This window comes from Kamptonema animale CS-326, from assembly GCF_028330895.1.
Lineage (GTDB): Bacteria > Cyanobacteriota > Cyanobacteriia > Cyanobacteriales > Microcoleaceae > Kamptonema > Kamptonema formosum.
Window position 1 is genome coordinate 1 of record NZ_JAQMUA010000160.1, and the last position, 18,347, is coordinate 18,347.

15 protein-coding genes are annotated in these 18,347 nt (G+C 43.0%); 10 read left to right on the forward strand and 5 right to left on the reverse strand.

Annotation, left to right across the window (positions count from 1 at the left end; all coding sequences use genetic code 11):
• The first annotated feature begins 37 nt into the window (after window positions 1-37).
• Window positions 38-1,246, forward strand: coding sequence for a group II intron reverse transcriptase (locus PN499_RS09510; RefSeq protein ID WP_272031587.1), 1,209 nt, complete (start codon window positions 38-40; stop codon window positions 1,244-1,246).
• A gap of 156 nt (window positions 1,247-1,402) precedes the next feature.
• Here PN499_RS09510 and PN499_RS09515 read toward each other — a convergent pair whose 3' ends face one another.
• Window positions 1,403-1,627, reverse strand: a complete 225-nt coding sequence (locus PN499_RS09515; protein WP_272031588.1) for a hypothetical protein — start codon at window positions 1,625-1,627, stop codon at window positions 1,403-1,405.
• A gap of 818 nt (window positions 1,628-2,445) precedes the next feature.
• Between PN499_RS09515 and PN499_RS09520 the strand changes: the two genes are divergently transcribed.
• The 3 genes from PN499_RS09520 (at window position 2,446) to PN499_RS09530 (ending at window position 4,226) form a co-directional block, all read left to right on the forward strand.
• A complete protein-coding gene (locus tag PN499_RS09520) occupies window positions 2,446-2,733 on the forward strand; it encodes a type II toxin-antitoxin system TacA family antitoxin (protein WP_272031590.1) in 288 nt (95 codons plus the stop codon).
• Window positions 2,733-3,248, forward strand: coding sequence for a GNAT family N-acetyltransferase (locus tag PN499_RS09525; protein WP_272031592.1), 516 nt, complete (start codon window positions 2,733-2,735; stop codon window positions 3,246-3,248). The genes PN499_RS09520 and PN499_RS09525 overlap by 1 nt, the downstream gene beginning before the upstream one ends.
• A gap of 657 nt (window positions 3,249-3,905) precedes the next feature.
• Window positions 3,906-4,226 (forward strand): hypothetical protein, encoded by a 321-nt coding sequence (locus PN499_RS09530; RefSeq protein ID WP_272031594.1) that lies wholly within the window; start codon window positions 3,906-3,908, stop codon window positions 4,224-4,226.
• Window positions 4,227-4,340: 114 nt separating this feature from the next.
• Here PN499_RS09530 and PN499_RS09535 read toward each other — a convergent pair whose 3' ends face one another.
• Window positions 4,341-5,552 carry a cysteine desulfurase family protein gene (locus PN499_RS09535; RefSeq protein ID WP_272031596.1) on the reverse strand — a complete coding sequence of 404 codons (1,212 nt, stop codon included), beginning with the start codon at window positions 5,550-5,552 and terminating at the stop codon, window positions 4,341-4,343.
• Window positions 5,553-5,618: 66 nt separating this feature from the next.
• Between PN499_RS09535 and PN499_RS09540 the strand changes: the two genes are divergently transcribed.
• From PN499_RS09540 to brxL, 6 genes are all read left to right on the forward strand, one after another.
• Complete coding sequence (locus PN499_RS09540) at window positions 5,619-5,786, forward strand: hypothetical protein (protein ID WP_272031597.1); 168 nt, start codon at window positions 5,619-5,621, stop codon at window positions 5,784-5,786.
• 57 nt (window positions 5,787-5,843) lie between these two features.
• Window positions 5,844-6,674 carry a DUF4007 family protein gene (locus PN499_RS09545; RefSeq protein ID WP_272031598.1) on the forward strand — a complete coding sequence of 277 codons (831 nt, stop codon included), beginning with the start codon at window positions 5,844-5,846 and terminating at the stop codon, window positions 6,672-6,674.
• Window positions 6,671-7,150: an AAA family ATPase gene (locus tag PN499_RS09550; RefSeq protein WP_272031600.1), complete on the forward strand. Its 480-nt coding sequence runs from the start codon at window positions 6,671-6,673 to the stop codon at window positions 7,148-7,150. The genes PN499_RS09545 and PN499_RS09550 overlap by 4 nt, the downstream gene beginning before the upstream one ends.
• A complete protein-coding gene (locus PN499_RS09555; RefSeq protein ID WP_272031601.1) occupies window positions 7,147-11,100 on the forward strand; it encodes a hypothetical protein in 3,954 nt (1,317 codons plus the stop codon). Before PN499_RS09550 ends, PN499_RS09555 begins: the two co-directional genes overlap by 4 nt.
• Window positions 11,097-13,445: a hypothetical protein gene (locus tag PN499_RS09560; RefSeq protein ID WP_272031603.1), complete on the forward strand. Its 2,349-nt coding sequence runs from the start codon at window positions 11,097-11,099 to the stop codon at window positions 13,443-13,445. Before PN499_RS09555 ends, PN499_RS09560 begins: the two co-directional genes overlap by 4 nt.
• Window positions 13,446-13,508: 63 nt before the next feature.
• Entirely contained in the window at window positions 13,509-14,924 is a 1,416-nt protein-coding gene (gene brxL, locus PN499_RS09565) for a BREX system Lon protease-like protein BrxL (RefSeq protein WP_272031604.1), read from the forward strand.
• Between the two features lie 16 nt (window positions 14,925-14,940).
• Here the strand turns inward: brxL and PN499_RS09570 are convergent, their stop codons facing one another.
• From PN499_RS09570 to PN499_RS09580, 3 genes are read right to left on the reverse strand one after another with little or no spacing between them, the layout of a single operon-like run.
• Window positions 14,941-16,551 carry a hypothetical protein gene (locus tag PN499_RS09570; RefSeq protein WP_272031605.1) on the reverse strand — a complete coding sequence of 537 codons (1,611 nt, stop codon included), beginning with the start codon at window positions 16,549-16,551 and terminating at the stop codon, window positions 14,941-14,943.
• 2 nt (window positions 16,552-16,553) lie between these two features.
• Entirely contained in the window at window positions 16,554-17,273 is a 720-nt protein-coding gene (locus PN499_RS09575; RefSeq protein WP_272031606.1) for a hypothetical protein, read from the reverse strand.
• Window positions 17,274-17,325: 52 nt separating this feature from the next.
• Window positions 17,326-18,132 (reverse strand): phosphoadenosine phosphosulfate reductase family protein, encoded by an 807-nt coding sequence (locus tag PN499_RS09580; RefSeq protein WP_272031608.1) that lies wholly within the window; start codon window positions 18,130-18,132, stop codon window positions 17,326-17,328.
• Window positions 18,133-18,347: the final 215 nt, after the last annotated feature.

Here is an 18,347-nt window from a genome sequence, read left to right on the forward strand (position 1 = left end):
AGACTTGAAAAAGTCGCGGACAAATGGGTAATGAGGTATGCGTGACAAGCACCAAAACATTGAGGAGCCGTGTGAAGCGAAAGTTTCACGCACGGTTTTGAAGACCAGCGAGGCTGGTGACAGTCTCGCTGAGTTTAATAGGTCGGCGCATGACGCGCAGAAATTTCTGTTCCTGAATCTACGCTCAAACGCCCACGGAATAGAAAAACGGGTTATCGAACTCGATATCGAAAAATGCTTCGACAGGATAAGCCACACCAGCATAATGGAAAGACTCATCGCCCCAAAAGGCATCAAGACCGGAATATTCCGCTGTCTCAAATCAGGAGTCAATCCAGAATTTCCAGAACAAGGAACCCCGCAAGGGGGCGTGGTAAGTCCATTACTAGCCAATATCGCTCTCAATGAGATTGAGGAAATACACCAATCAGTTCGCTATGCGGACGACATGGTAATAATCCTGAAACCCAAAGATGATGCGAAGGCAATACTTGATAAAGTCAGCGAATTTCTGGCAGAACGAGGCATGAAAGTTAGTGAAAAGAAAACCAAGCTAACTGCTACGACAGATGGATTTGACTTCCTCGGTTGGCATTTCAAAGTGCAAAACAACGGGAAATTTAGATGCGTTCCATCAGCGGACAATTTTAAATCGTTCCGTCAGAAGGTAAAACACATCGTTAACAACTCAAATTATGGTGCTAAGGACAAGGCTGAGAAATTAGCCCCTGTGGTTAGAGGCTGGAGAAACTACCATCGCTACTGTAAGTTGGAAGGGTCACGGTTCTCGCTGTGGTTCCTCAACAATAGAGCCTTCAAGGTATTCAATAAGGAATCGAAACAGAACCGTTATACTGTCAAGAAATTGATAGAAAAAGCGTTCCCGGCGGTTCCCTACTCCGAAAACAAATTTGTCAATGTTAAAGGGGAGAAATCACCCTACGACGGAGATATAGCCTACTGGAGTGAGCGTAGCAGCAAGCTCTATAACGGCGAAACCTCTAAAGCTTTAAAACGGCAAAACCATAAATGTGGGAAATGTGGCTTAAAAATGCTAGGCGATGAAAAGGTACATCTGCATCACGTAGATGGTTGCCACAGTAATTGGAAAATAAACAACCTTCTAGCGGTTCACGAAAGTTGCCACGATTATCTACACATGAGCAAAGGCGCAAGCCAAGAACATCGGGAGCCGGATGCGGGGAAACCAGCACGTCCGGATCTAACTGAGAGGTGCGGAGGATAATACCTCTCATCGACTCAACCGCTGTTAAGGTTGCCTAAAAATAGCCGCCTCGTTATTAGCCATTCAGCTATTGGATATTAATGTATCGGACAAAAGCGGTAGCCGTTTTCTAGCAAGAGTTAAAGTTCAGTTTGTTTGGCTTTATTGAATGCAGTGTTACCACACTTTTGTATAAAAAAAGCGAAGTACCTCAATATTTTTGGGCTGCCAGAATGCTAATAGCGTTACTTCGGCAAGCCAGTAAATTTTGTAGTCAAAGGAAAAGCGGCGAAACTTGTTAAGTTGAGAACTCAGGGAAGCGATCGCCACCCATGCTACCCAGGTGTGACGGGGCAATTGATGCCAGTGTTGCCAGAAAAGTCGCCACAATAGTATGAGCAATCGGCACAGTTGAAGATCGGGTAAAACCAAGCCTTTTGAAACACTGGGCTAACATCGCATCAGAGGCATTGATTGGGACAGTTGAATATCGAGTAAAATTAAGCCCCTTGACACTTCACCCCTAGTTTTTAGGTGTTTGTGGCGATAGCTACTATTACTAGACAAGCCCTTGCACTATGCTTTCTTTGAATTGTTTTGACTTTAACAACTGCAACTCGCGACTCGACTGCCCTTACTCGAATATCCGAATCAGCCTGTAATTCGCTACCACTGGCTCCCATTGACCCGATTAATCCGAGTACACCTTGACCAAACTAATGCAGGAAAGTTGCACTTACTCATTCACAATTTTTAGCTAAAATTTGGGAGGGAAAAAGAGGAGAAAACAGCACAATTATTACTCATTACACCTCGTAATTCCTACTTTTTCGCTCGCAATCAGTATAAATACTTATCATTTTTCGTAAAGAATTGTTGCTTTTGGCGCGATTTTTTGTAATTTAGACCCTTCTAAATCCTCGTAGTTAGTGCGCTAGTCGAATAGCAAGCCATGTCAAATGTACGTACAAGAGCACAAAATTGAGCAATTTATGGTTTTTATGGTTTTTGCAAGACTACGACAGGAACTGAGCGTGCGATGCCTTCGGCCGGCGTAGCCATCGCAATTCACCGGAGGTAAAATAAAGCCCGACTCGGGGCCGAAAAGCGGCAAAATTGACGTTAGAGATGGGCAATCCATTGACGGTACGGCTAATTGCCGCATAGACTAGAGTTAAGCATCAAATTCACAAGTTCGCTGTCAAAGCGAACCTAATGCCATGACCACCCCATCTACTACAAAAACGATGGCACGGCTAGAAGCCCGCATCAGCCCGGAAATCAAATCTTTGTTGCAAAAAGCGGCTGACTTGGAAGGGCTCACCCTGACTGATTTTGCGATCGCCAGCTTGCAAAAGGCAGCAATTGCCACAATCCAAAAACACCAAACCCTCAAACTCAGCCTAGAAGACAGTGAAGCCTTTGTCGATGCCCTGCTCAATCCCCCCTTACCCAATGAAGCACTCAAGGCCGCAGCGGTAAGGTATCAGCAAACTATGAAAGCTTAATGGTTCTCAAAATCGAGCCACTGGATAGCCGCAAACACATACGTTCAGACTTCTGCTGTGGCAAAGATAGCCTAGATAATTACATCCGCAAACAAGCATCACAGGATCTAAAAAGGAAAGTTGCCACAATATTTGTTTTAGTAGATGAGTCAGAAAACCATTCAGAAACAGAAGTTTTAGGCTATTACACCCTCTCAAACTACACCATTGACATAACAGAACTGGATACCGCCCTTGCCAAAACCTTGCCCCGCTATCCCCAATTACCCGCCACATTACTCGGTCGCCTTGCGGTTGATTGCGCTCAAACAGGTAAAAGATTTGGCGAACTCTTATTGATTGATGCGCTCAAAAAATCCCTGGCAGTCTCCAAACAAATCGCGTCCCTAGCTGTAGTTGCTGAAGCCATAGACGAACAAGCCGCCCAATTTTATCTAAAATACGGATTCAAAAGATTTAACCACCAATCAATGAAGCTTTACTTACCCATGAAATCCATCGAATTATTTGATTGAGTAGCTCCATGAGTCAAGCGATTGCGTGCGAACGTATCTAAATTGATAGTAAGCGAAAAATGCTGCACGGCAATCAGCCATAGGAACAATTGCAGTACAGGGAGGCTCCCGTTTGATTGAATGCAGTGCTACCGCACTTTTGTATAAGAAAAGTGAAGTGGAAGAGTAATTTTTTCGGGCTGCCAGAATGCTCATGCAGAGCGATCGCTATCTTAATTCGCTCTGTTGCCTCGCTGATTCAGGTACTAATCCCACTGCTGTTACGACTACTATAAAGGTCAGGTTCTTCTAAGAAGTAATACCTGCCAGCAATAAGCCTAAGTTGCATCTTCCACACAGGGGTGCAACTTTTTGTGAGAAGGAACGCACCCCGATAGTTAGTGAAAGCCACAAAAAGCTTTATATTTTAACCCTTCTATTTCCTCTTATTCCCTCTTATTTCCTAATATCTCCTACTTGTCCCTCAAAAATCCTAAATTCTCCTCCAAATTTCACAAAATTTAATTAAGTTAAATTAACTTTCGCGGCTTTAAAATTGATTTTTTGTACTCCGACACCTCTTAAATCCTCGTAGTTAGTGCGCTAGTCGCATAGCAAGCCATGTCAAATAGACGTTATAGGGGGTCAAAATGAGCAATTTATGGTTTTTGCAAGACTATGATAGGAACTGTTACAAAGCAGGAGTTGCGCTCACGCACACACTGGGCAGCCAAGGCAAGAAAGTTTGATGGGGCAGTTTGGACTTTGATAGAACTGTGTTCCTGCCAGTCGCTCTTGAAGCCAGGAGCGATCCCGTTGGTGTACAGGTTCGCCTTGGGTACTCGGCATCGGAGCATTGCACGACGCAAGCCAGTTGGTGCAGTTCGGTATTGGCTAAGAGTTGAAAAAGAAATGTGTCCGATTTTCTCCCATTATCTTGTTTTTACGCCTTACTGGGGTCTATGCGATCGCGGTGATAATACAGCATATTCCAGGTGAATGAAGTACAGTAGCAGAACTCTTAGTCAACTAACTACTTAGATCGATGAAATTGTGTGTACCACATATATATGGAATATGCTGTATAATTGGCAGCCATCTCGGTCAAGTAATTTAGTTTGTACTTCCGATGTGCTGCCCAACTCCTCCTACCATAGCTTGACGAGCCTGATTGACAGCATTAGAAAGAATCTTCGCAGCTTGCTCAATCTCCAAAGATGTTGTAAATTTACCAACACCTATACGCAACGCTCCTTCTATCAGCGACTCTGGCAGACGCATAGCTTGCAGGACATGAGAGGGAGCCTCGACACCCGACGTGCAGGCAGCACCAGTGGAGATTGCCAACTGAGAACGGACTCTGGCAACGATCGCAGTATTTGGAACGTCAGGGATAGAAATGTGGAGATTGCCAGCTAAACGACAAGAAATATCTCCATTGACAACTAGACCTGGAATTTTTTCCAGCAGCAACTTCTGCAAATTGTCCCTCAGAGCAGCGATCGCCCTCTCATCCTCGAACATTTCCAACTGACGCAGGCGACAAGCTTCTCCTAATCCAACAATACCAGGAACATTAAGAGTTCCAGACCTCAACCCCTTTTGATGTCCGCCACCCAATAAAATTGGCTCTATGTGATGTCCTTTCCTGACTACTAACGCTCCAGAACCTTTAGGCCCATAAAGTTTATGCGCCGATATAGCCAAGTAAGTAATTCCCCACTCTTCAAAATTAATGGGTATTTTCCCCACAGCTTGGGAAGCATCGCACAGAAAAGGAATGCCGTATTTTTGAGCGATGCTTCCCACTTCTCGGAGCGGATAAATATTACCAATTTCGTTGTTAGCTGCCATAACGCAGAGCAGCGACAGCCCCGACGCGCAAACTTGTTCAAGATGCTCTAGGCAAAGGCTGCCTTTGGAGTCAACACGCAGCACTAAAACCTCAGCTAATCCCTTTTTATCTAAGGCATAACAAGGATCTAAAACAGCTTTGTGTTCAACAGGCAATATAGCAATCCGAACTTTTGTTTGAGAACTGTTTTCAGCAGCTATGCTGCCTTGAATTGCCAGGTTAATGCTCTCAGTAGCTCCCGAAGTGAAAGTTACTTCTTTAGGTGAAGCTCCAACTAATTTAGCGATGTGCCTTGCTGCCTGGGACACAGCTCTTTCGGCTTCATCACCATAAGTATGGTCAATACTGCTGGCATTACCGAATGCGGTTGTCATGTAATGCAGCATCAACTTCGCAACCCGACTATCAACTGGAGTTGTTGAATGGTAATCGAGGTATATGGGATAACTTTTAGTTTGTATATCTTTCACGCTTCAAGCTACTTTATGATTTTCACGCTTGAGTAAGGGTTATAAAGAAATTTCAAGGGCAGAATGATGCTTAAAAACCCTAATCTTAGACCCGTTTTTAGTGCAGTGTCTTTTTGGCACGTCCGACTACCTGCTGCGCCCGGTGCTTTGCAAAGTAAGGGTGCGGCTAACTTTGCATTCGCTCGCTTGGCAGCTATTTGGGTGGCAAAGTTTGATTGGGGCATCTTTCGTTAAGGCTACTAGGTACCCACTATCTTTTAAAATAAAGCATTAAGTGCGTGGATGTAACCCTTGGCCAAGACAATAGGTTTTTACCAAAACTTCAACCTCGATCTGAAACGTCTCAGCACGGCTTTACAGTGCGTGCAGGCTCAGTCTGAACAGGGCCATGATGCCTTAGCTCAGTGTATGGGTGTTAATCGCCCCGTTGCCGAGGGTTTTTCGGCATGGCTACGTCATACGGGTTTGGCAACCCTTCACTCTGGCGAACAGCGACAGCGGACACTAACCTACGAACTAACATCCTTTGGTCAGTTGGCTAGTAAATACGATCCAACTCTGACCGACTTGGGGACGCAGTGGGTACTGCATTATTACCTGTCCACCAAACACACTGAGTGTTCTGAGGCATGGCGCATTCTCATTAATGAATTCCTCTCACCCGGTTTGACCTTCACTCCTGAGCAATTTAGTTCCTATTTTGCCAGCGTCATGGGTGAAGTTAATAATCGTTCCGCTCTCAGCAAAGATCCTTCTTGTGCTCTCAGTACCTACATTCGTCCCCAAGGATTGAGCAAATTGGGGATTTTAATCAAGCAAAAAACCACCCTGAGCACAGGTTCTCCCAATTGGCCGCACATCCTAGTAGTGGGTTATCTCTTGTGTGACTGGTGGCATCGCCACTACAATCATACGAATACCCTGCGTTTCGTGCAGTTGTGCAAAGAGGAAGGTAGTCTTGGGCATCTGTGTCAAGCCGATGACCGACAGCTCCGGCAGTTCGTGGGTGAACTGGCGGGCCTTGGCTATTTAAGCTTTTCTGAAACGCAACACGAGCCAGTTAACCGACTCTATCTCGATTCACCGCAAACCTTGCTAGAACGTTACTACAAACAACAATGAACTTTGAAGAGCTCGTTCTGGCCCTTGAAGAGCGCATTCGCTTTGTCTGTCAAGAACAAGCTCGATACCGAGTTTTGTGGGTTGTCGGGAAGCCTCGTTCTGGCAAGACATTGCTCAGCCGCACCGTCTGTCAGCGTACTAGCTGGAGATACATAGATTTCACACTAGAACCAGGTTTTTTAGACAGTTTGATTGGACGCGAAGAAAGTTATCATCCCGAAGATTTTTTTGGAACTATAAAAAAGTTGATAGATAACAAGGTAGCACCTGAAATAATCGCCATTGACGAGATTGAACCCTTGTTAAGTTTGTGGAATTGGGAACAGCAAGAGGTATTTTTTAAGCAGGTAGGACGTGCTACTCGTTTGCCGATAGGTGTCGTTTTAGTGACTAGAAACCGCACAACTCAACAATTATTAAAAATAATACCTGGGATGAATCACATATTTGAGATGCCTGAAGAGGTGCAGCTATGACACGAAAAATGCGGGAGTTAGTCGAGGTTCAAGGTGGATTTAAACCCTCTGTACAACTACCTGGTGATTTTTTTGACGAGCAACTTAACCGCCACTTCGTTGAAAGCTACATTCCCACTCAAGAGATTCTTGATATCTTTATGAGTCTTAGGGATAGTCTGCAACCCAATTCGGAGCAACGCGCCCGTTCGTTTGTCGGTACTTATGGCACGGGAAAATCCGACCTGATGTTGATGATTGCTAACTATGTGACTCGTTCATCGGACGACCTTCTTTTAGCTCCTTTCTTTGAACGTTTGCGCCATCTCAATCATGCCCAAGCTGAAGCTATATACAAAGCTCGTCTGGGAAAACCGCCCTTTTTGCTGGTGCTGCTGCAAGCTGATACTGCTGTTACTTTCAGCAGTTTTGTATTGACTGGATTAGCTGATTCTCTTAAGGCTCAAAATTTAGAATTTTTGTTAGCAAATACTTATTATCAAGCCGCTTTGAAACAGATAGAAGAATGGGAAGTGGGTTATCCTGAAACAATTAAGCGGTTGTCAGAAGTTTTGGAAAATGATTATGGTCGCACCTTAAATCAACTAAAGTCTGACTTGAAAAGTTCGCGGGGTGATTCAGCTTTGCAGGTGTTTCGCCCTGCTGCACAGAAAGCTTCCGGTACGCCATTTCAGCCTACCGCTGTTATCGAAAGACCATCGGAAGCTTTTGCTGATGTAGCAAAAAAAGTTGTCGCAAACGGTGAGTATAGTGGCATTTTTGTCATTGCGGACGAGTTTACTCATTTGCTTCAGAAACTAGGGGAGTCATCAACGGCAGCCGATAGCAAGGGCATCGATAATTTAGCAGAAGCAGCCGTCCGTTCGAGAGAAAATCAACTTCATTTTTATGTGGTTAGCTTGCAAAGTTTTGCTAGCGCTCAGGGCAGTACCCAGGTGGCACAGGCGGCATTAGAACGCAGTGGGGGACGTTTTAGCCAACATGAACTGCGTTCTCTAAACACGGAAGAATTGATTAGTGCGTCTATTGCTAAACTCATATCAACCGATCGTCTGTTCGACAATGCGGAGAAACAACGAGATGACTTACTCACACTAGCTATGCGCTTGTGGGGCAGTCGTGCTACTGGAAAAACCGACCGTGAATGGGTGCAAAAGACGATAGTTCAAGGGTGTTTCCCATTGCATCCTCTAGCCACTTATTGCTTGTCGAGATTGAATGCAGTCCTGGCTCAAAACGAACGGACAATGTTTAGTTTTATCTGGGATGCAGAGCGCGGGTTAAATCATTTCATCCAAGAGGCTAATGGTGATGCTTCAAATGGTTGGATATCGTTATTATCGCTAGATAAGTTATTTGAGTATTTTGAGAGCAACTTGACAGAAAAGCGCCCTGATTTACTAAAAGCGTATCAAGATGCCAGCCAAACTCTTTCAGCGCAACAAATAGAAACGGGTATAGAGGGGCGTTTACTGCGTGCATTGGTGATGTTGGATGTGGCTAGCGGCGATGCTAATTTGCGTGCTGATCGCGAATTACTACGCCACGCCCTCGGTTTATCTACTTCAAAAATGTCAGAGGTAGCTGATGCTCTCAATCGACTAGAACAAGTTGGGATTGCTTATCCTTCGCAAAGCGGACATTACCAATTAGTTAAACCGGGGCGTGCAAATCCGCTAGAACTGCGGAGTCAGATTGACCGTAAGGCTCAAGGAGATAATAGGCGGTCGCCTATTATCTCACTCAATAGTTTTCACAAGCTTAATAATATTGAAGCGCAAGATTACAATAAAGAGCGTGGAAGCGATCGCCATCTCATTACCCAATTTGTTAGCCCTGCTGAACTCTCAAGTCCAATATCTTTAACCCAATCTCTACAAGAAAATGATGGCTCATTGTGGTATGTGGTTGCTGCCTCGGAGTCAGAGTTAGAGCAGGCACGCTCTACAGCTTTACAATTAACCCGTCAGCATGACCAGTTGGTTGTAGCTGTACCTCGAAATCCTACTGATTTAATTTTACGATTCCAGCGCAAACGAGCTTTGGAAGAATTACGAGAAAGTGAAAACTATAAAACTCCCGACTATCACGAACTTCTCATCGATTCTGGGTTAGTAGGAAAAGACTATCTTACAGCGTTTCAGCAGGCGTTGCAATTGTTTGAACAACCTTCAAAGTTTGAGTGGTTTCGGGGCGGACGCACGATACTACTCAATACACATGGTCATCTCAACTCGCTGGCAACAACAGTTATGAGCGATGTCTTCTCGAAGACACCAACGCACAGAACTCGCCAGCACCTCAACAAGCCAAGTGGCAAGTCAAAATATGTAGAAAATGTACTTGATAGAATTTTGCAAGCTCAATGCCAACTTCCTGATAAAAAAGAAAAGAAAAAAACAGCAGAAGATGCGATTATTATAGATGGTGCTTGTGAATTAGGACTTCTTCATCATGTCAAGAAAGAAGGTGGATATAATACCTATAAAGTCTGCGTACCAACTCCTCTGAAAAAGAATAGCAATGAGATATGGCTTTTGTTAGAGGAGCGATTGCGTCAAAATACTCTTTGGTCAGAGATAGTTGCTACGCTAGCCCGTCGCCCTTACGGGTTATATCCCTCAGTTTTACAACTGTTTATCGCAGCTTTCTATCGTTACAATCGAGACTATTTAGAAATTTACACTAAAACAGCATCGGGCAGTAGCGGTAGTGCATTGGCACAACAACCTATTGATGCGATCGGTAAAACAATTGTAGAGATGGTCGAGTCACCCGCAAAGTTTATGGTGCTTTACCAGCCTTTGACGGAGAATCAGCGTCTGTTTCTCCGGGGATTAGCGGAACGCGCTTTATATCCCGGTCGTGCAGTTCGCAGCCAAGCAGGAGAAACCGCTTCTTTCCGCAATTTGGTTGCGGCGCTACTCCGAAAATGGACAAACGACATTTGCTCTGTAGCCCGACAAGCTTCTGAGGTGGAATTAGCCAGTATCCTAAAAGATGTTACCTCAGAGACTATTTCTGCATCCGTAGCACTAATGAAAGTAGCCTCTCTACCTACTATTTCAGAAACCGCAGAGGCTTTACTCAATAGTCTGCCGATTCATTTAGGACTTCATTCTGATAGTTCGCAATGGACTGAGACAGAACTCGATGAAACTTTGACAAAGCTAGAAAATACTTGCCAGCAATTAAGCAAAGTTTGGAAAAAATTTAAGGCTTACATGGCTTGGCAAATTAGTCAGGTTTTTGGGGTGACTGAGTGGCGAAATGATTGGAATGATACATTGACAGCAGCACAGAAATGGCGGGCTGAATTAGTGGGTGGATTAAGGTCTACCGATTTAGGAGGGAATCCAGCAGCCCGTGACCTTTTGTATGTCCTTGATGATGACCCCTCTAGTTTTGAACAGGCTTTTTTAAATGCACTGGCATCTCGATCGGGACTGCTACCTTTTGACGGGTGGCCAGCCATCAGTACCAGAGATGAATATTTGCAACGTCTGTCTGAAGCAAAAACGGCTGCCGAAGCAAAAGCAGAAGAGTTGGGACGGTCATCACCAATAACTCCTACACCCTCTACAATTGCTACAACCTCGCCAGTTAACCCAACAAAAAGCCCTGCGAGTTCAAAAAGCTCAAAAACTGCTACAAGTAGCCCTGCTTCTACAAAATCGGGCAGCCTAGCCAAAAGCTCTGCAACTGGCACAACCACCACAGCTAGGGCTACAACCAACTATTCCACTACCACCAATAAAACTATAACTAGAGCATCTGAGTCTTCATCTATAGGTGATGCAAGTGTTGTCAAAGAACTCAATAATGGTGCTGATACTAATGGTGCGGTAGAGCAAGCATTTACCCAAATCCAGACAATTTTTGAAAGTATTTCTCCACAAGAACAGTATGCTTTGTGGCAGCGATTGAAGGAGGAGTACGATCCGCAATGATTACTATTTACTGTGATTTTTACTGCACGCAGCAGATTGAAACAGATAACTACACTTGGGTTGTCAACAAAATTCAAGATTATATTCCTTTAAGACAGCGTTTGCGTCGCGCCCTAGACGCTCAAGATCGGGATTACACTGTTTATGTACAGTCTCGCATTCTAGCTCAGTGGCTAGAGGATATGCGTGACTATGATTTGCAGGTTGTGCGTTGGGAAGAGATCGATTTGCGCGATCGCTTTCGACAAAAGTTTGACTTTTCACTCCCTGCTGAACTAGACGAAGCTGCTATTCAAGATTTGCAGCTACTCAATCTACCAAAGCCAGATTTTGCAGCCGCAACTGACCCCTCTGGCTGGATTATAGGTCAACTCATTGATCCGATTTGGAGAAGCACGAAATTATATCCAGGTCATTTAGCCGATTTATCAGTATGGGCTGTACAAAAAGGGCAAATTCCAGTGTCATTAATGACACTGGCAAAAGCCAGATTAAATCAATGGATAGAGGCTGATAATCGCTATAATATTTTTCTTCAATGTATAGGGCAAGATAGCTGGCAGCAGACTGGGGAGGCAGTCCTTTTGCGTTGGGCTTTAAAAGCTTATCCGAGCAGTTTTACTCTCCGTCAGCAATTTGAATATGCCTCAATAGAAGACTGCGATCGCCATCTTAACTTATGCCGGGATTTGTTGAGGAAATATGAAGCAGATTTAAAGTGCTTCTGGAGTTCGTGGCTAGCAAGAAACCCAACTTCAGAAGAGATGATAGTAGCTGTTAAATGGATGTCTGGACTAGCTGATGTTGAACTAAGTATTGTCGAGCAATGGGCGCAAAAAAATACAAGCCTGCTAACTCTTCCAATTATTGACCTCATTAGGCAGCGATTTTCTCTCTTTTCAGAAGCTAGGAATGTGTTAAGACGACTGGAATCCCTTGTTTGTCCGTCTTTACCTCAGATACCGGATGAGAGTTGGTATACCGAGGAATGGCTTAATTGGGCGACGGTTGAATATATGCCATACTTTAGTTGGGTGATTCGCAACCGTCAACCCCGTGACATTCAAATTGATTTAGCTAATCGTTTTGCGGATTGGCTGGTCGGGAAATATCCAGAATTACAATTTAATCCTAATGCTTCAATTGTCACGAATCAGCTAAGCCGAATTCAAGAATTAATTGACTCGAAGCAAGCAGATGTTGTATTGTGGTTTATTGTTGATGGTTTGACTTGGTGGCAGGGAAAGAGACTTTCGGCTATTTGTGCCGAAAGTGGCATGGGAGTCACAGAAATACGTCCAACCTTGTCAGGATTGCCTTCAGTGACATCTATTTCTAAGCGAGCTATCGTGCAGGGATATTTTGACAAAACGAACACAAACAAGCCGATTTCACAGCTTTTGAAAACTAGGCTTGGTTGTGAAAAAGTAAGTGTTCTTGTGTACACCCAACCATCAGATATGGAAATGGCATTCGTAGCAGATGCCAAACCAGGTATCTATGCTTTACTTTACAATGCCCTCGATGAGCAAAACCACCACAGCAGCAGTTTCACTGATGATGAGAGTGTTGACGGTCATCTAAACCTGATAGCACGTTTAGCTAATCAAAGTTTTCAGCAATGTCTCAAGCAAGGTTTAAAAGCAGTAGCTTTTGTGATTAGCGATCACGGTAGTACGCTTTTACCACCTCAATGCTCTGTCAAAAAAGTTCCTAAATTTGCTTTTGAATTTAATGATGATAACATCCATGAAACCACTACGCAAAGCATTTATCAAGGAACACGCTGCTGTGCTATTGATAAGACCCTATCAGCCGATGACCTGCGCTATCTTGAGCCGGATTGGTATTATCTTTCAAAAGACGCATACAATCTGCCTTACGATTTTCTCATTCCCAAAAGTTATGCCGCAGTAGAACGCAGACCCGGCGGCTGGACGCACGGTGGCGCAACTCCCGAAGAGACAGTTGTGGCTTGCATTGAATTACAGCCGACACCCATTCAGGTTGTACAACCTATTATTAAGGTGGAAGGATATTTGACACCAAATCAGGCGAGTACCCTGCGGGTGACGCTGGTAAATCCTAACTCAGTTCCCTTAAAGACAGTTAGACTAACATTGGCAGGCACTCAAGCAACCTGGAACACAATACCAGCATATTCAGATTCTTCTATTGCAGAACTCAAGGTTTCAATAGCAAATAGTAAAGGTCGTTCTGAACTCTTAGAGTGGTTACTCAATTGCGAGGTAGGGGGGCAAAGTTGGCAATTCAGCGGTCAAATAGAAGTGCCTATTAAGCGTTTTCAAGTTAGCCAAGTAGATGAGTTGTTCGACAATATTTGATAATAGCTTACAGAATAAATTATTGGCTTATATTTATTAGTTTAATTCTTTTTGGAACTAGCAATGACACTAACGTTTGAAGATATCGGACTCCACTACTACAGCGAAGTTTGTGTAAATAAAGGCTTGGTACGCAAAGCTGGGCTGGGCTTACGCAGTATTCCTGCCTATGTCACTGAGTGGATTGTATCGCGCCATGTTTCAGACGGTAATCTAGATGACTCAGCGCGTCAGCAGATGCAAGATTTTATTAACAAACATCTGCCACCCAAAGACCAAAAGGAGCGTTTAAAAGCCAAATTGCAGCAAGGGGATTCACTTTTAATTCTGGATGAGTACAGTGTCGAAGTTAACTTGCAAACTAACGATTTAATTTTAAAAATACCTTGCTTAGATGAAAAAAAAGCGGGAGTTAAATCTCACATTGTTGAAACCTATCCGCTGTTGTTGGGAAGCGGTGTTTGGGGTGTAGGAAAACTAGAATATGAGCCGCCTGATGAAGTTATGCGCTTGCCGGGACGCATTCACATGGTTGATTTTCGTCCGATGCAAGCTGCTAGTATTGATTTAGAGCTTTTTTGCGAGCAGCGGAAGCATTTTACTTTGGCTGAGTGGCGGGATTTGCTAGTAAGCAGTATGGGTTACAATCCTAATTTTTATTCACCTGAACAGCAAATGTTATTGATTACGCGCTTGATTCCTATTGTTCAAGAGCGTGTCAATTTAATTGAGTTAGCTCCGAAGGGTACTGGCAAATCTTTTGTCTACCTAAATCTATCGCGTTATGTGCGTTTAATATCAGGTGGAAAAGTTACGGCTGCCGTGTTATTTCACAATAATGCTACTAATCAATCAGGTCTGTTGACACAGTTTAATGTAGTTGTTTTTGACGAGGCGCAAACGCTTTCTTTTGATAATCCGGGTGAGATTGTTGGTGTGCTTAAAGACTATTTAGAATCGGGACGTTTTTCACGGGGGGGCAAGCAGCAATCATCCGCTACGGCGGGTATTGTGATGTTGGCTAATATTCCATTAGATGCTGATGGACAGCCCAAGTTCAGCAATCTTTTTTTGAATTTGCCTGATTTTTTGCGGGAGACTGCTTTTATTGATCGCATTCACGGTATCCTACCGGGTTGGAAGTTGCCCAGAATTCAAGACACGGCTATTTCTAATAATATTGGATTCAAGGCGGATTTTTTAGGGGAAGTTCTTCACGGTCTGCGCGACCGGGCCGGTTATACTGAATATGTGACGACTTATGGGCAAATTTTGGGAACGAAAGATGTGCGCGATCGTAATGCCATTGAGCGATTAGCTGCTGGTTATCTTAAGCTTTTATTTCCAGATTTGCAGTTAAGTCACGATGAGTTAGTAGAATATTGCTTGCGTCCTGCTGCTTCTTTGCGGCAAACTGTCCGCGATCAACTCGCTGAGTTAGATCCTGAGTATAAGCGAATTATGATAGAAGTGGCGTAATGACCTAAGCCATTATTTATCCCGAAAGATATTCCAAAAATTCAGCTATGGCTGCATTGCTTATTCTTCTGGCTCGCTTTTCTCCAACATAATGTATCATATTCTGCATATCCGCTTCAGGCGTATCTAAAACAGCCTGAATCGTTAGCAAGTTATGTTCCTTCAATTTATTTTTGAGCCACAGGCTTAAATCTAAGATATCAATAGATTTACTGAGTTGCTCGTGAAGTAATAGTCTTAAATCTGAATCAGATTCTTCCTGGCTCTGAATAGTCAAACTCTGGAATAATAGATTGTTCATACCGTACTCTGTAACTCTTTGTAGAGTGAGATTTCTGGCTAGGGCTATACCCTTACTAATCGGGCTAACTTCAAGAGATAATATACATCCAAATTTTAGCTCGTAGCGAGTGCCAAACTCGGACTTAGTTGCCCGAACAGCCTCTCCATTTCTTCGGATAATCCCTGTATATTCCAGAAGTCTCAATGCTTCTTTTACTGTTTCTGGCACATCTCTATGAATCCAGAAATAACACGTAGATTCATTATATTCAGCTCGCCTTTCATTTTTGTCGTTTGTAGCGGGCAATACCTCATTTTCAATAAAATTTCTCCCCCAATCTACTAGAGTTTTATGTCCTTTGTATTTATCACCGAGTTTAGTATGCTCAGTCCATATATCTGTTCTATAAAAATTTTTAATAACTTCATTAACATCCTTTGTCCTCATTCTTGGACACTTTTCAACTGTTTTTAACAGCATTCTGGGGTTTCCACTAGCTGAGTATGCAAGAACGCTAAAATTTTCTCCATGCTCAGTGAGGGAGCTTTTTAAATTTTCATCTGATTGTTTCAAGACAATCTCTTTCATACTTACTAAATATTCCTCACTTAAAATATCCCTTTCTATTCTTAAATAAGTTGCATCATGGGACATCTCAAAAGTATTACCATAAGAAGTTACCCCAGGATATACGGCTGCTTTACAGCTAATATATGGCGATCTTAAATCTCTAAAAATAGTAAAAAATTGTCGTTGTTGTTCTGGGATAAAAATATGTACAGCTTCATCAAATAAAAAGCATATTTTTCTAATATTTGAATCTTGACAAATTTCTTCAACAGCATCCTTAAAGTGTACTAAATCTGGTATTTCCTCTGGTGAAACAGCGTCTCCAGAACCTTTATATGAATCTTCATACGCTTTGTGAATTGTGTTGAATTTTTGTTCTAGGCTTTCGGGCTCTGCATCTCTACCAGACAATAGCTCGGTAGCAGGGCTTGCTCCTATAAGCAGTCCTTTTTTACGTAAAGCTCTTATTAGCTTGTGACAAATAGAAGCTAACATCCAATGCTTAAACTGTTCTGGATCGTCAGTATGAATGAGTGAACTAGCAACAAAATTTACATATACTGGGAGGATTTTATATTCAGAAAAACTCTTGTCTAACTCGACTTCTGCCATACGGATGAGAAATGATTTACCTGTACCACGACTTCCTTCAAGAATTACAGAATCTGATGATTTTAAGGAATCAATTATGTGTCTATCTTGTTTTGTACTTACAAACAAGCCCTGAATTTCATCAAGTTGTATAGACTCAGTCCTAAAATAAAATTCACTCATTTTTACTCCTCCACCGGCCACCCAAGAAATTTTCGGACTTCCGTTATATGTCCTACGAATTCATGCAAATGTGCTTCTAAAAAATTAATGCTAGAAGAGTCAAGATGCTTCATAAACCTCAAACATAATGCAAAAGAAATAATTTTTGAGTAATTCGAGAAGTTGTCTATCCACTGATTAAAAAGGTTTTCTTCAAACACTACTTTCGCTTCCTTCAGTTCCCATGTGTAAGCATTCCCGTGAACAAACTCAGATAAGCTTCTATAAGTATCTCTGGCGAGTGTGTTATAGTTTTTAACATAATCTGTTAACTCAGGAAAAAATCCGCTCGCCCATCTTTTGGAAAAGATTCCCGCATCGTTATCATCTGTGCTAACTAATTGATTCCAATATATATCACGAGTCCCTCCTTCCCATTCTCGAAACTCCAATTCATTACTAGAGAAAAAAATTGCAGATAAAGATAGTTCAAGAGCCAAGCGTAAAGAGGTAAATGACTGTCTATATAGACCGGAAACTAATGAAAGAGCGGAAAGCTGTAGTTCGCTAGCAGCATATTTTAGAATCACAGCCTCTCCTCTAGTTTTCAGGACATCATACCAAGTCAATAAATCCTCAACAAAAGAATGAATTTTTGCAAGTTCATTGTCCCTTTTTAGGGATTCCTTCATAGTAATACTTGATGATTCAAAAATATCTTCATAATACTGATGTAAGTTCATAATTAAAAGGTAATTAATCGTCCTAATCTTATTTAATCAAGTGTCTACTTAGTCATAATTGACAAGCCAAGCATGGCAACTCATCATCTTCCTCATCCAAAACTGAATCTAGCACCTGAGCAAGAGACTGCTTCTTCCAGGCTGATTCTTTTTGTTTTCTAGCCATTGCCTTCTCATGTTCAGCAAGAATCTCATCTTTACGCTCAAGTAGTTCCAGTAATGTCTCGCCTTCATTCCATGTATATTGTCTGCCATCCTTGTGTTCCTGCTCATACTTAAGCGCCTCAGCAAATTTATCTGGATGTTCTTCTGCCAACATCACCCATTCATATTTGCGCTGGAAGAAACAGAAAAAACAACCAGATCGGCTGCGCCAGCGATAGTAGTCTGGCAGTCCAATTCCAGTGTCTTCAAGTAAACAAATGATATCTGCTTTAACCAGCCCTCGTTCCTTAAATGGAAAGACAGGTTTAATATTTTTCTTAGTGGAGATATACCCATCACGATTTTCGTCTGCCCGGATGCCAACATAGCTGATGGCTTCATCATCACCTACAAACTGCTCTAGAGGCTTAATCTTCATTTGCACCGTACACCAGCGCATCTTGGGTGAAGGAAGTGTCCCTCCATAGACATCAAGCCAATGATCGAACCCCCGCTCTGCTGCAAGGTAATGGATTTTGATGCCTAGACGGGCCTTGATCCGATCAAGATATTCGTAGGTTTCTGGTAGTTCCTTATGCGTGTCGCAGAAGAAGTATTCCATCTGTGGAATCTCCTTGTGCAGCAAAACGGCCAAGGCGGTGCTGTCCTTGCCTCCCGATAGGCCCAAAATATGTCTCACTGGTTTTTCACTCATACTCTCGATTTTGACGCTTTGAGAGGATCAAAGCAATACCGTCCTGAACCAAATCAAGCGATCGCACCGCCGACCTTGACGGGGTGACAACCCCGTCAACTCCCCCACCAGTAGCGGATTTACCCAACCTGAGCTAAAAAAAGATGGGGTCGAAATTGTTAAGTGGCCCCATCTGTTAATTATGTTTCCTCAATTTTACCAGAACCATCTAGAAA